The sequence below is a fragment of the Flavobacterium sp. GNP011 genome, from assembly GCF_056428925.1.
Genome location: NZ_JBWJVJ010000014.1, coordinates 74,892 through 89,232, shown reverse-complemented (window position 1 = coordinate 89,232; position 14,341 = coordinate 74,892). Strand labels below are relative to the sequence as shown.

Below are 14,341 nucleotides of genomic sequence, written 5' to 3'. Positions count from 1 at the left end.
TGACAATTCAAATTTTTTATATTCAAAAATGCGAAATTATCAATTGCCTTTTTAAATTAACAAAAGAGTAAATTGAATTGTTTTGAATTGAAATAAAAATAGTGTAAACCTAGCATATTGCTTTAGATATTAAAACTAATTCTTACCAAAATTAAAATGAATACAGAAATTAAAAACGATACAGCACAAAGCTCATTTTATGAAAATTTCATGGCATTATTTTTTCTTTTTTGTTATTTTTTGATTGATTTTTTGCCTCATTTTAAAAGTATTGAAATATTAAACACGCAGTTTGTTTACATGGCTGTGGTTAATATTGTTGCATTACTCTACCTTTTTAGCAATAAAAAAGTAGCTTTTAAAAAGACTAAAATCTTCTCTAGTGAGGGTTTAGTTTTAAATATCTATTTTTTGTTTATTATTCTTTGTGGTTGCTCCCTATTTTTTAGTAAAAATCTTTCACTGTCAATCAATAGTATTATTCAATTACTTATTGTTGTTGTAATGATTCTTAATTTGATTCTTTTATTTAGAAATAAAATGCATTTGCTTTATCAAATTACTACAATTGTAGGAATAAGTGTTTTTTTACAAACCGTATTGCATTTAAGCACTGTATTACAAGACTTTGAAAGTGTAACTAATGCTTTAAATAACTTAAAAGGGAATACAGGAAATGTTAATATTTTTGCAGCGAGTCTTAATGTTAAAATTCCTTTTTTAGTACTAGGAATTTTACCCTATAACAACTGGAAGAAATGGTTTTTAGCTCTATGTTTGTTTTTAGCAAGTTTTACAGTAATCTTAATCAGTGCCAGAGCTGCTTATTTGGGGTTATTTTTTCAAGTTATAGTCTTCCTCATAGTTTATTTTAAAATACATTCATTCGCAAAAAAAACAGTTGAACAAACCACCTATATTTTAATTCCAATAGCGTTGGCTGTTTTTTTAAGCAGTATCGTTTTTAAAAATAGTGATAGTATTGGAAGGTTTGAATCCGTAAGTACTAGAATTGTGCAAATTGCAGATACAAATGAAGCTTCTGCATCTGCGAGGTTGAATTATTGGAACAATGCAGCGCAAATGATTTCAAAAGACCCCATAACTGGTATTGGTTTAGGGAATTGGAGAGTTGAAAGTATTCCTTATGAAAGAACCACCATTGATGAAGCATTAATTTCTTCACATACTCACAACGATTTACTTGAAATTGCAGCCGAAACGGGAATTATTAACGGCTTGGTTTATTTGAGCCTTTTTGTTTTAATATTTTTCATCAACCTTAAAAATATTTTCACAAAAAACGATACCGATAAAACTATTTCTTTACTTGTTTTAATGCTTTTTACAGGGTATTTCATAGATGCCTTTTTTAACTTTCCGTTGTATAGACCTACAATGCAACTGGCTTTTGCATTGATGATTGTATTTACAGTATTAAATTCAACCAAGCATTCAGGTTTAAATGATAAATCACAAAAGATAGGTTTGTTTTTAATTATAGTTAGCGTAGTTACAACTTGTATCTCTTTTATGGACTGGAAAGCAGCCCAGTTAGAATACAGAATAAAATATGATAAAACGCCGGTTTCTTCAAATATAATCCTTAATGAATTCCCAACTATAACAAGAGTAGGTATTTATGGAGAAACATTTTACCAAAACGCAGCTATTGCATTGTTTAATGAGAATAAATTAGTAGAAGCTGAAAAATATTTTAAATTATCAAATACAATAAATCCTTATATGGGAATTTCAAACTGGTATTTGCATAAAATAGAAAAATTAAAAGGCAACCAAAAGAAAGCGTATGAGTATGTGAAATCAGCATTTTATGCCAGACCAAGGACACTTAATTTTTATTTAGATGGCCTTAGAATGGCAGTTGTACATAAGGATACCGCCGAAATATTTAAGCTACACAAACTTTTTAGTCAATACCGAAGCATGCCTTCAAACTGGAAAAATACAGCAGTTGCACTCAAACAGGTGGGTTACAATCCCCAAAAAATAGAGGCCTTTATTAAGGAAGGGGTGAAAATTTATCCTAATGATTCTACATTAACTAAAAAAATAAAACAAGAAACACCAACTTCTACTATTCAAAACAATCTATCTGAAACACTAGAAAATGTCCCAAAAACAATAAATTATATGATTGAGGCAAAAAAAATGGGAGATGCCAAACAATTTGATAAAGCTATTGAACTTTATGAAAAAGAACTAGCGTTACATCCTGAAAAAAAGGTAATATATCAAGATATTGCTGTTTGTTACTTTAGTTCGAATAAATATGAAAGTGCTATTAGTTATTTGCTTAAAATAGTAAACGAACCAACACTTAATGATGGTAAAACCGAATATATGCTTTCAGGATGTTATTATAAATTGCAAGACAAAACAAATTCTTGCAAATACTTAACTATAGCAGTAAATAAAAATTTTCCTGGGTCAAAAGAACTATTAAATAATCTTTGTAAATAAAAATAAAATGCAAACCATACAAGCCAATAACTATCCCATATACTTCAATGAAAATGCTTATGCAGCTCTTAATGAATATATTAGTAATAATAAATTTTCTAATATTTTTATTATTGTAGACAGTAATACAAATGAACATTGCTTGCCTAATTTTTTATCAAATCTTGAAACTGATTTAACGGTTGAAATCATTGAATTTGAATCCGGAGAGGAAAATAAAAATATTGAAACATGTGTTCAAATATGGAATGTTTTAACGGAATTAAAAGCCGATAGAAAAACACTAGTTCTCAATCTAGGTGGTGGTGTTGTTACTGATTTAGGTGGATTTATTGCATCAACATTCAAAAGAGGTATTGAATTTATTCACATTCCTACCACATTACTAGCTATGGTTGATGCATCTGTAGGAGGAAAAAACGGAGTTGACCTAGGTAATCTCAAAAACCAAATTGGAGTTATTAATGTTCCTAAAATGGTATTGATAGATACACAATACTTAGAAACCGTACCACAAAATGAAATGCGTTCAGGACTTGCAGAAATGTTAAAGCACGGTTTAATTTATGATGTAAGTTATTGGAAAACATTTACCGATCTAGATGCATTTGATTTTGCTGACTTTGACAAACTCATATATCGATCTGTTGAAATCAAAAATGAAATTGTAATGCAAGACCCAACAGAAAATAATATTAGAAAATCTCTTAATTTTGGACATACATTAGGCCATGCAATTGAAAGCTATTTTCTGGAAAACGATTCAAAAAAAACACTTCTACATGGAGAGGCAATAGCAGCTGGAATGATTTTAGAAAGTTATCTTTCATGGCAAAAAGGATTACTAAAAAAAGATGAATATTCTCAAATAAAAGGGTGTATAAAACACATCTATCAAGATATAGTTTTTAATCCAGAAGATATAAACCCTATCTTAGATTTACTGGTTCATGACAAAAAAAATGAGTACGGTGAGATACAATTTGCATTGATTGAAGGAATAGGAAAAATTAAAATAAATCAATTAATTGAAAATGAATTAATTCTTCAGGCATTTGAAGATTATAAAAACTAAATATTTTTTATAAAAAAGGATTGCATTACGTATATATTATTTTTTACATTTGCACCAATGAAAAAAAGTCGAAACAAATTCAAGTATTGCTCTAATAAAAACAGTAACAAAATGTCTTTTTTAAGGATGTTAAAACGTTTTTATTCTATAAAGGGAAATTTTAGTTTTGATGTTTTTCAATACATGAAATCAGATACTGAGAAACTTCAAATTGTGTATGCTAATATTAGGGTTTGAATGATAGATTAATCTATTTTATTTAAATATTTAATCTACAAAATCCATATCCATGAATACAAAATATTCTGATTTAATAAATCAAACATACTATTTTCCACAAGAAGAATTTACTTTAAATAAAGATCATTTACTTTTTCATAACATTGATTTAATGAAATTAGTAGAGCAATACGGTACGCCTTTAAAATTTACCTATTTGCCTCAAATTTCAAATAACATCAGCAAAGCAAAAAGCTGGTTTAGAAAATCAATGGAAAAAAACAAGTACGAAGCAAAATATTACTATTGCTACTGTACTAAAAGCTCTCATTTTGAATACATTATGAATGAAGCTTTCAAAAATAACATTCACATAGAGACTTCTTCAGCTTTTGACATTAACATTGTTGAAAACTTGATGGAAAAAGGGAAAATAAACAAAAGCACCTATGTAATTTGTAATGGTTTTAAAAGAGATCAATATATAGAAAACATTGCTCGTTTAATTAATAATGGACATAAAAATACTATACCCATCATTGATAATTTTGAGGAACTAGACTTGTTACAAGGTCAAATCAAAAATAAGTTTAAAATAGGTATTCGTATTGCAGCTGAAGAAGAACCTAAATTTGAGTTTTATACCTCTAGACTTGGTATTGGATACAAAAATATCGTTCCTTTTTACAAAAAAGAGATTAAAGAAAATAAAAAATTGGAACTGAAAATGTTGCACTTTTTTATCAATACGGGAATCAATGATAATGCATATTACTGGAACGAATTAGTAAAATGTATTAAGGTTTACGTAGCGCTCAAAAAAGAATGCCCTACCCTTGATGGATTAAATATTGGTGGCGGTTTTCCAATAAAAAACTCATTAGCATTTGAATATGATTACCAATACATGATTGATGAAATCATTAATCAAATAAAAATTGCTTGTGATGAAGCAGAAGTTGATGTTCCAAATATTTTCACTGAATTTGGATCATTTACTGTAGGTGAAAGCGGTGGTGCTATCTATCAAGTTTTGTATCAAAAGCAACAAAATGATAGAGAAAAGTGGAATATGATTGATTCTTCATTTATTACTACTTTACCAGATACTTGGGCCATTAACAAAAGGTTTATCATGTTAGCAGTGAACCGTTGGAATGATACTTATGAGCGGGTATTGCTTGGAGGAATGACTTGTGATAGCGATGATTATTATAACTCTGAGCAAAATATGAATGCTATCTATTTGCCAAAATATAATAAAGAAAAACCGTTGTATATAGGGTTCTTCAACACCGGAGCTTATCAAGAAACTATTGGCGGTTATGGAGGTTTACACCATTGCTTAATTCCGCAACCGAAGCATATATTAATAGATAGAGATGAAAACGGGATCTTAGCAACCGAAGTATTTTCAGAACAACAAACCTCTGAAGATGTCCTAAAAATATTAGGATACGACCGGAAATAAAATTAACATTTTCAATTTTCGAATTTAAAAAATCGTTACATTTGAAATAATTGACACAAATTTACAAGCAGTATTAAAATAAAAATAAAAATGAGCAAAGGACCAATCAGTCAGTTTATAGAAAAGCATTATTTGCATTTCAATTCTGCATCTTTAGTTGACGCGGCTAAGGCATATGAACAACAATTAGCCAATGGTGCAAAAATGATGGTGAGCATGGCTGGTGCGATGAGTACTGCCGAGATTGGAAAAATATTTTCTGAAATTATTCGCCAGGATAAAGTGCATATCATTTCGTGCACAGGAGCTAATCTTGAAGAGGATATCATGAATCTAGTAGCACATTCTCATTACGAAAGAGTTCCAAACTACCGAGATTTAACTCCTCAAGATGAATGGGATTTATTAGAAAGAGGACTAAACCGTGTTACGGATACGTGCATACCAGAACATGAAGCTTTTAGACGTCTACAAAAGCATATTTACAAAATTTGGAAAGATGCCGATGACAAAGGAGAACGTTATTTTCCGCATGAATTCATGTATAAAATGCTACTTTCTGGAGTATTAGAAGAGTACTATGAAATTGATCTAAAAGACAGCTGGATGTATGCTGCTGCCGAAAAAAACTTACCTATTATTGTTCCAGGTTGGGAAGATAGTACTATGGGTAACATTTTTGCTTCATATGTTATAAAAGGGGAATTAAAAGCTTCTACTATGAAATCCGGAATTGAATATATGGTTTACCTATCAGACTGGTACCCAAAAAACAGTTCAAATGGAATAGGATTTTTTCAAATTGGTGGAGGTATTGCAGGAGATTTTCCTATATGTGTGGTGCCAATGTTATATCAAGACATGGAAATGCATGATGTCCCTTTTTGGAGCTATTTCTGTCAAATTTCTGATTCAACTACAAGTTACGGATCGTATTCAGGAGCAGTACCAAATGAAAAAATTACTTGGGGTAAACTAGATATTAAAACTCCTAAATTTATCATCGAGTCAGACGCTACAATTGTAGCACCTTTAATTTTCGCTTATTTATTAGATCTATAGAATATTTATGAAAAGAGTAATAGTTGATTACGCAAAACTTACCAATGAAATTTTAAACCTTTTGGTAGAGAAGTTTCCAGATGGTTATGATGATTCAAACATTATTAGTTTTAGAAACGCTAAAAATGAATTGGTAGAAGCAGTAGAAGTTCGTACTGAAGACACAATCTATTTAGTAAAAGTAAGTACTAAACTAGCTGATAGAATTGAAAATTATGATGAAGATGATGAAATGATGATTGATGACGTGGTTGAGCCAATAAAAGGTTTGGACCTAGATGACGACATCGATGACGATGATGATGACGAAGTAATTGACAAGCCAGATACTGATTTAGGTGATGACGATGATGAAGATGACATCGATTCTAAAGATTTTGCAGACGAGGATGATGAAGAAGATGAGGATTAATTAATTCTTATTTTCAACCTATTGATACAGAAGGAACTCACATAAGAGTTCCTTTTTTTATTACTTATAAGAATGTAACTATTTTAACAAATGACCCAAGATGTATTACACGCTAAACTAAAAGAAAGTTTTGGATTTGAAAAATTTAGACCAAATCAAGAAGACATAATTAATAGCATTCTTTCAGGACAAGATACGCTAGCAATTATGCCTACAGGTGGCGGTAAATCAATTTGTTTTCAATTACCGGCGCTACTTTTTCCGGGGATTACAATCGTTATCTCACCTTTGATAGCTTTGATGAAAGATCAAGTGGATAGTTTAAAAGCTAATGGAATTGAAGCTTGCTTTATTAATAGCAGTCAATCAGAAAGTGAAAGGAACTTTTATTCGGAGCGTTTGCAATCAAATACTATTAAACTGGTTTATGTTGCACCGGAAAGCTTGTCTTTTTTAGACAATCTCTTTAATACCTTAACTATTAATTTGATTGCAATTGATGAAGCACATTGTATTTCATCATGGGGACATGACTTTAGACCTGCTTATACTAATTTGGGATATTTAAAAAACAGGTTTCCCTCCACTCCTATTTTGGCCTTGACCGCCACAGCCGATAAAGCAACTCGAAAAGACATTAGCAATCAATTAAATTTAAAAAATCCAAAATTGTTTGTTGCTTCTTTTGATAGGAAAAATTTAAGCTTAGAGGTTCGTCCCGCTCTTGATCGAGTACAACAAATTATAGAATTTATACAAGATAAACCAAATGAAGCTGGAATAATATACTGCTTGAGCAGGAAAACAACCGAGGAACTTGCCGAAAAACTTAAAAAAAATGGCATTCATGCTAAAGCTTATCATGCTGGTTTAGATAGTTCCGTTCGTTCTAAAACACAAGATGAATTTATAAATGACGATTGCAATATCATTTGCGCTACTGTTGCATTTGGAATGGGCATTGACAAATCGAATGTGCGCTGGGTTATTCACTATAATTTGCCTAAAAACATTGAAGGCTATTATCAAGAAATTGGCCGCGCAGGTAGAGATGGTTTACCATCAGAAACAGTTATGTTTGAAAGCTATGGAGACGTTATTCAACTTCAAAAATTTGCATCACAAGGATTAAACGCCGAAGTGCAACTAGCAAAACTGGAACGCATGAAGCAATATGCCGATGCACTAAGCTGCCGAAGAAAAATACTATTATCCTATTTTGGTGAATTAGTATCCGAAAATTGTGGAAATTGTGATATTTGTAAAAATCCACCATTATTTTTTGACGGAACTGTTCTGGCTCAAAAAGCACTTTCTGCTATAGTTCGATTGCAAGAATTAGAGCCTTTACCGGTAATTATTGATTTTTTAAGAGGATCCAAAAATGCGTATATTTTTGAAAAAGAATACCAAAATTTGAAAACCTATGGTGTAGGTTCTGATCAATCTTGGTACGATTGGAACCAATACTTAATTCAGTTAATCAACTTGGGCTATTGTGAAATTGCATTTCATAAGCAAAACAAGATTAGACTTACCACTTTGGCAAAAAAAGTATTATTCGATAATGAAAAGGTACAATTAACGGCTGTTCAAAAAATAAATGCAGAAAAACAAGAAACTAAAGTAAGTAAAAGCAAAACTGTAGCAAATTCTCTTTTTGAAAATTTAAGGAAATTGCGGTACGAAATTTCTAAAGAAGAATCAGTTCCAGCCTATGTGATTTTTAGTGATGCGGCTTTACGCCAAATGGAAACCGAAAGACCTACAAGTGAGAATGAATTACTAGCCATAGATGGCGTTGGTAAAGCTAAATTAGAAAAATACGGTGCTGCTTTTATACAAGCGATACTTGATTTTCAAAAAGCCAAAGGGGTTAGAAAGAAAAAAGAGGCAACAACATACAAAGAAACTTTTGATCTGTACCAACAAGGATTATCAGTTGAAGAAATTGCTCAAAAAAGAAAACTGGGTTTAAGTACGATTATGTCCCATTTAGCAAAACTTTTTGTTGACGGCAAGGACATTGATTTAACTCCATTTATATCTGATGATGAAGTTATAGAAATTGCCGTGGCCAAAACCAAACTAGAAGCACCAAGTACATTGAAACCCTATTTTGATTACTTTGAAGAAAAACTAGATTATGGGAAAATCAGATTAGGATTGGCAATTTTAGAAAAAGAAAATTCAGTACTTTAAAATTTTATATGATTCATTCATTCCCGCCTTTTGTAAATGCACAGACTCAAATTTTAATTCTAGGAACTATGCCTGGAATAGCTTCATTAGAAAAGCAAGAATATTATGCGAATCAAAGAAATCATTTTTGGAAAATAATGTTTAGGGTACTAAATAGTTTTCCAGCAACGGAAGAATTTGAGCAAAAAATACAAGTACTGCAAGAGAGTAACATAGGGCTTTGGGATGTTTTAAAAAGTTGTGATAGAAACGGAAGTTTGGATATTCACATAAAGAATCACGAAATGAATGATTTTGAAACCTTATTTGCACAATTTCCATCGATAACAACAATTGTATTCAACGGAAAAGAAAGTCATAAGTACTTTTTGAAGAAATTTGGACAAATAAAAGGCATCACGTATTATGTGATGCCTTCTACAAGTCCTGCAAATACTATGTCGTTTGATAATAAACTTAAAATTTGGTCAACTTGTTTTTAATACATTATAAATATCTTTCTTCGAAAACTTTTTGATGGTGTTTTTGATGACCAATCATAATGAACCCAATTGCTCTAACTGATATTGCTGAGTTAGATGCAGTTCCAATTCTTTGAAATTGATCAGGACTTAAGCTTTTAAAAAACAATAAATTAGAATGGCGCACTGCCGATAATTCTGTAAGTAATTCTTGAATGCTTCTTTTGGTAGCCTCAGTATTGATAACATAGGTATTTTCATCAAAACCAGGTAAAGGCGTTTGATCGTTTCTAGAGATTCGTAAGGCTCTGTATGCAAAAATACGTTCCGTATCAATTACATGTTGAATAATTTCTTTAATATCCCATTTCCCATCAGCATACCTGTAGTCAAACTTATCCATAGGAATGTTTTGAACAAATTTAATAAAGTCATGTAATGAAATTTCTAGTTCTTCAATAAGATCTACCTCTCCTAAGGCTTGTATGTATGGAGCATAAAAGGCTGCATATTCATTAATTGGTAATTGTGTTGATTTCATATCTGTATTGTTTAAGCTGAGTTTCTACTGGCGTTTGTATTTCCAAATAAAGAACGGGTTACTATTTTCTCGTATACTTTAATTAAAGCGTCGTTTGGTTGCGACTCTTTATTCAATTCATTTATTCTTAATAATGCATATTGTTGTATTGTCAACAATGGCAGTACAATACGTTCTCTTATTTGAATTGATGCTTTACCATCAGGGTAATTTTCCATTAACTCTTTATGACCCGCAATTTTTAATAATAATCGTTTTGTTTCTAAAAATTCGTCATAAATAATTTGCCAAAAAGGTCCAAATTTGGGGTCCTTTTTCATATAAGCTGTTAAAGGAAAAAACGATTTTGCCAGTGCCATCATGCTGTTTTCTAGTAATGTTTTAAAGAACAAAGAATTGTCATATAAATCTTGTACTTTATCCCATTGATTTGAATCTTCAAAGTGTTTTAATGCAGAACCTACTCCGAAAAAACCAGGTACATTTTGCTTCAATTGGCTCCAAGAACCTACAAACGGAATAGCTCGTAAATCTGCAAAATCTAACTGTGCCGATTTACTTCTCTTAGCTGGACGACTCCCTATATTAGTCTTAGCATAGTATTTTAGCGTACTCATTTCCTCTAAATAAGGAATAAAATGAGGGTGATTTTTAAAACTTAAATATTTTTCGTACCCCAAATTTGCCAATTGATTTAAAATCTCCTTGTCATTAATGGATAATTCGTTTTGATTTTTATCAAAAACTTGATTACTCACTCCGGCACTCAATAAGTTTTCTAAATTGTATCGACAAGAGTCTAAGGTTCCAAAATTAGAACTAATTGTCTGACCTTGAACAGTAACTTGAATTTCATTGTTCTCAATATTTGGTCCTAATGAAGCGTAAAACTTATGCGTTTTTCCTCCACCACGAGCTGGAGGTCCGCCTCTACCGTCAAAGAAAATAACTTTAATATTGTATTTTCTCGAAATATCCGTAAGCATTTCCTTTGCTTTATAAATACTCCAATTTGCCATTAAATAACCACCGTCTTTTGTACCATCAGAAAAACCAAGCATAATAGTTTGCTTATAGTTTCTGTTTTTCAAATGCTCAGCATAAATGGTATTGGTGTATAATTTTTCCATTATTACATCAGCATTTTGCAAATCATCAACTGATTCAAAAAGAGGAACAATATCAACAGTAGGATTTTCCCAATCACTCAATCGAAACATGGCCAAGGTTTCTAAAACATTTAGCGCACTTTCATTGTTACTTATGATATAACGGTTTGCTCCAAATTCGCCATTATTTGATTGTATAACACGAATAGCATTAATTGATTCTAACGTAGATTGGGTAATTTCATTTTGAAATACTTTTGAATCTAAATTTCCTTTGATAGTTTCTAAAGCTGAAATCTTTTCAGTCTCAGAAAGATTTTTGTAGTTTTTTGGAAAAATAGTCGATTCTATTTGATGATAGTAATCAACGATATCACTAAAAACAGCATCATGAATTTTACTATTTTGTCTAATGTCTAACGTAGCAAAATGAAAACCAAATAAGTTCAACTTAATCAGCAAAGCATCTAATTCGTCCAAATATAAGGATTGGTGCTGCTCAATGATTATTTGTTTGATTTTTAGCAATTGCGAATTAAAGTCCTCAAGCGTAATAAAAATATCACCTTTAGAATAAAAAACAGAACGATATAGTTTTTGTTCAAGTTCAGTAATCAAAGTATCTACACCAGAGAACGTTAACTTTCTTTTTAAATTTCTAATCTCGATGTAATAACACTTTAAAATAGAAGTTCTTAGACGTTCAGCCACCTTCAAAGTAATCTCAGTAGTTACAAATGGATTGCCATCACGGTCGCCCCCAGGCCAAAACCCTAATTTTATTAAAGGATTTTTTATAGAATTAGAATTAAAGATATTTTTTTGCAAGTACTGGACAATCTCACCAGAGGTTTGATAAAAAACGTTTTCTAAAAACCAAATCAAACTTACAGCTTCATCAAATGGGCTAGGTTTGTCTTTTTGAATAAAAGGAGTTTTTCCTAATTGGGCTAATAATTGTTTAATATCAAGAAGATCATTTTTACGAATAGCTTCGGTTAAATCATTAATTATTCCAAGCACTGCTCCAGGATAAAATTGAGTAGGATGAGCCGTTAAAACTGTTCTAACATTAAAATTCTCCAAGAATTCAACTAAATCATCTTCATTATCCTTCGCATCTGATTTTTCCTTGATATCCCTCAACGAACCAATTCCCTCCATGTTGTTCACAACCGGAAATGCAGCGTCTTCAATGGCATCAAAAAGTACAATCTGTCGTTCAATGTATTGAATAAAACGAAACATAATATCAATTTTCTCTTGCTCAGAGGCATTGTGTAAGTATCGATCCGTAAAAAAATCAACAATTTCTTTAGGAGTTTCTTGTTTTTTAAAACCAGTATCACATATATCTGTAAAAAGCGGTAATAACACTCCTGTATTATCTATAGAGTGAAAAGGTAAAGTAATAAAAACACTATTGTAAATATGGTATTTAGATAAAACATCTTGATTAAAACGTTCTATTTTAGGTAAAGTATACATAGTCTAAAGTGGTTGGTTTAGTTAATTTTTCATAAAAAAACCCCAAGAATAAACTTGAGGTTGTATTTAATTACAGCGCATTCAAGAATTACATGTTTTTGAATATGGTATGCATTAAGCGCTTCTTATCATTGATGCTTTCTTCAAGAGAGATCATAGTTTCTGTACGGTAAACTCCGTCAATATCATCAATCATAAAAATGACATCCTTAGCATGTTTAGTATCTTTAGCTCTTATTTTGCAAAAAATATTAAATTTTCCAGTAGTTACAGATGCAACCGTTACAAATGGAATTTCATTTATACGTTCTAAAACGAATTTTGTTTGAGAAGTGTTGTTCAAAAATACACCTACATATGCTATAAAAGAGTAGCCTAACTTATCATAGTCCAGCACAAGTGAAGAACCCATGATGATTCCTGCATCCTCCATTTTTTTTACTCTAACATGAACAGTACCCGCTGATATCAATAGTTTTTTTGCAATATCTGTAAAAGGTACTCTTGTGTTGTCTATCAACATATCTAAAATCTGGTGATCTACTTCATCTAAACGAAATTTACTCATAACTCTCTAATTAACATTATTAATTGCTTTAACAAAGCATAAAATTATACATAAAAACAATAAAAAGAGAAAAATATTAAATATTTATCATTCCATTAACAAATTTTATGTTATTATCTAAATAAAAATCGGCTTTTTGATTCAAAATAGGCAAAAATCCTGTATTGTCAGAATATTTTGCTCCATTTGCATCATACTCATAATGACCATGATAATTTTCCAATTCGTCTATTTTAGAAAAATAAGCATTAAAAAACAGCTGATTACCAACAATTTCTTCTTTATATTGTGCCGCAAAATTCGTTATTTTTTCGATACCATCATAATTTATTTTGATATTTTTATATATAAAATCATAAAAAACGACTTTATTTTGAGGAATATTCAAATATTTACTAATTCCGTTGCTAACTATATCGTTTTCGCTGAGCGCTTTAAAACTTAAAACATAAGACATGAAGACAAATTTTCGTGATAATTCTCTTTCATAGTCGTTAGGAAAATGACCTGCTTCAAATAAAAGCGTAGGAACTCCTAAAAACTGAAAAGTATCACCAATACAGTTGATATTAAAAGAATCGTCAAATCTACCTATTCGACCCGGCAAAAACTGCTGCATACCTTCATTAATAGTAGCAATTAAGTCAATTGCTTTCAGCCTGCATTCATTGATTTCACGAGATTCATTAAAAGATGGGGCTAAAAAAGACAATGTAGCTGGCTGACCACTTTCATCTACTCCAAAAATAGTTCTTTGATCATGCAGGTTAAAACAATAATCAGGCTTAAAAGCTTCAAAAACGTTTCTCAAAATTATACTTTCTGGCTGAGATAAAAGTTGAGAATCTCTATTTAAATCAATACCGTTTGCATTTTCTCTGGTGTACGCCTGCGCTCCATCAGGATTTAACATCGGTAAACATAAAAAAGTGATGTTGTCTAACATTTGTAACGCTAAATGGTCATCGCTTTTTAAAAAACACAAAAAATCAAGCAATGCTTTTGTAGTTGTACTTTCATTCCCGTGCATTTGTGACCAAAGGAAAATTTTAATTTTACCTCTACCAATTGTATAGGAATAAATAGGTTTATCTAAAACGGACTTACCAATAACGGCCAATTCGTTTGAAGTATTAAAATCTGTTAAGATATGTTCAATCTGATCAAGTGTTATATATCTCCCTTTAATTGATTGAACTACGTTGTGACTATGTAAAGCTTCTAAATTCATAATTACTATTTAATTTAC

At 30.9% G+C, this 14,341-nt stretch carries 11 protein-coding genes; 7 read left to right on the top strand and 4 right to left on the bottom strand.

The genetic code is table 11. The features are described 5' to 3' along the window. Window positions 1–156: 156 nt before the first annotated feature. From AC061E_RS12110 to AC061E_RS12080, 7 genes are all read left to right on the top strand, one after another. On the top strand, window positions 157–2,484 hold the full coding sequence (locus AC061E_RS12110) for an O-antigen ligase family protein (RefSeq protein ID WP_478286469.1): 2,328 nt from the start codon (window positions 157–159) through the stop codon (window positions 2,482–2,484). 7 nt (window positions 2,485–2,491) lie between these two features. After that, window positions 2,492–3,559 (top strand): 3-dehydroquinate synthase, encoded by a 1,068-nt coding sequence (aroB, locus tag AC061E_RS12105; RefSeq protein ID WP_478286468.1) that lies wholly within the window; start codon window positions 2,492–2,494, stop codon window positions 3,557–3,559. 289 nt (window positions 3,560–3,848) lie between these two features. After that, window positions 3,849–5,249 carry a type III PLP-dependent enzyme domain-containing protein gene (locus AC061E_RS12100; RefSeq protein ID WP_144890735.1) on the top strand — a complete coding sequence of 467 codons (1,401 nt, stop codon included), beginning with the start codon at window positions 3,849–3,851 and terminating at the stop codon, window positions 5,247–5,249. A gap of 90 nt (window positions 5,250–5,339) precedes the next feature. Continuing rightward, window positions 5,340–6,311: a deoxyhypusine synthase family protein gene (locus tag AC061E_RS12095; protein ID WP_478286467.1), complete on the top strand. Its 972-nt coding sequence runs from the start codon at window positions 5,340–5,342 to the stop codon at window positions 6,309–6,311. 7 nt (window positions 6,312–6,318) lie between these two features. Continuing rightward, a complete protein-coding gene (locus tag AC061E_RS12090) occupies window positions 6,319–6,723 on the top strand; it encodes a DNA primase (RefSeq protein WP_478286466.1) in 405 nt (134 codons plus the stop codon). Between the two features lie 90 nt (window positions 6,724–6,813). After that, the gene (gene recQ, locus AC061E_RS12085) at window positions 6,814–8,925 is read left to right on the top strand and encodes a DNA helicase RecQ (RefSeq protein WP_478286465.1); all 2,112 of its coding nucleotides are present in this window, start codon (window positions 6,814–6,816) and stop codon (window positions 8,923–8,925) included. A gap of 8 nt (window positions 8,926–8,933) precedes the next feature. Next, window positions 8,934–9,407, top strand: a complete 474-nt coding sequence (locus AC061E_RS12080) for a DNA-deoxyinosine glycosylase (protein WP_478286464.1) — start codon at window positions 8,934–8,936, stop codon at window positions 9,405–9,407. A gap of 4 nt (window positions 9,408–9,411) precedes the next feature. Here AC061E_RS12080 and AC061E_RS12075 read toward each other — a convergent pair whose 3' ends face one another. From AC061E_RS12075 to AC061E_RS12060, 4 genes are all read right to left on the bottom strand, one after another. Next, the gene (locus AC061E_RS12075) at window positions 9,412–9,927 is read right to left on the bottom strand and encodes a DinB family protein (protein WP_478286463.1); all 516 of its coding nucleotides are present in this window, start codon (window positions 9,925–9,927) and stop codon (window positions 9,412–9,414) included. Window positions 9,928–9,938: 11 nt separating this feature from the next. Beyond that, the gene (locus AC061E_RS12070) at window positions 9,939–12,524 is read right to left on the bottom strand and encodes a phosphoenolpyruvate carboxylase (RefSeq protein WP_478286462.1); all 2,586 of its coding nucleotides are present in this window, start codon (window positions 12,522–12,524) and stop codon (window positions 9,939–9,941) included. A gap of 88 nt (window positions 12,525–12,612) precedes the next feature. Continuing rightward, window positions 12,613–13,092 carry an Lrp/AsnC family transcriptional regulator gene (locus AC061E_RS12065; protein ID WP_072943262.1) on the bottom strand — a complete coding sequence of 160 codons (480 nt, stop codon included), beginning with the start codon at window positions 13,090–13,092 and terminating at the stop codon, window positions 12,613–12,615. A 76-nt stretch (window positions 13,093–13,168) separates the two neighbouring features. Next, the gene (locus AC061E_RS12060; RefSeq protein ID WP_478286461.1) at window positions 13,169–14,323 is read right to left on the bottom strand and encodes a M14 family metallopeptidase; all 1,155 of its coding nucleotides are present in this window, start codon (window positions 14,321–14,323) and stop codon (window positions 13,169–13,171) included. Window positions 14,324–14,341: the final 18 nt, after the last annotated feature.

Excerpts from the sequence above, each read along its gene's own strand:
- AC061E_RS12110 (WP_478286469.1), top strand. The coding sequence starts at position 157 with ATGAATACAGAAATTAAAAACGATACAGCACAAAGCTCATTTTATGAA.
- aroB (WP_478286468.1), top strand. The coding sequence starts at position 2,492 with ATGCAAACCATACAAGCCAATAACTATCCCATATACTTCAATGAAAAT.
- AC061E_RS12100 (WP_144890735.1), top strand. The coding sequence starts at position 3,849 with ATGAATACAAAATATTCTGATTTAATAAATCAAACATACTATTTTCCA.
- AC061E_RS12095 (WP_478286467.1), top strand. The coding sequence starts at position 5,340 with ATGAGCAAAGGACCAATCAGTCAGTTTATAGAAAAGCATTATTTGCAT.
- AC061E_RS12090 (WP_478286466.1), top strand. The coding sequence starts at position 6,319 with ATGAAAAGAGTAATAGTTGATTACGCAAAACTTACCAATGAAATTTTA.
- recQ (WP_478286465.1), top strand. The coding sequence starts at position 6,814 with ATGACCCAAGATGTATTACACGCTAAACTAAAAGAAAGTTTTGGATTT.
- AC061E_RS12080 (WP_478286464.1), top strand. The coding sequence starts at position 8,934 with ATGATTCATTCATTCCCGCCTTTTGTAAATGCACAGACTCAAATTTTA.
- AC061E_RS12075 (WP_478286463.1), bottom strand. The coding sequence starts at position 9,927 with ATGAAATCAACACAATTACCAATTAATGAATATGCAGCCTTTTATGCT.
- AC061E_RS12070 (WP_478286462.1), bottom strand. The coding sequence starts at position 12,524 with ATGTATACTTTACCTAAAATAGAACGTTTTAATCAAGATGTTTTATCT.
- AC061E_RS12065 (WP_072943262.1), bottom strand. The coding sequence starts at position 13,092 with ATGAGTAAATTTCGTTTAGATGAAGTAGATCACCAGATTTTAGATATG.
- AC061E_RS12060 (WP_478286461.1), bottom strand. The coding sequence starts at position 14,323 with ATGAATTTAGAAGCTTTACATAGTCACAACGTAGTTCAATCAATTAAA.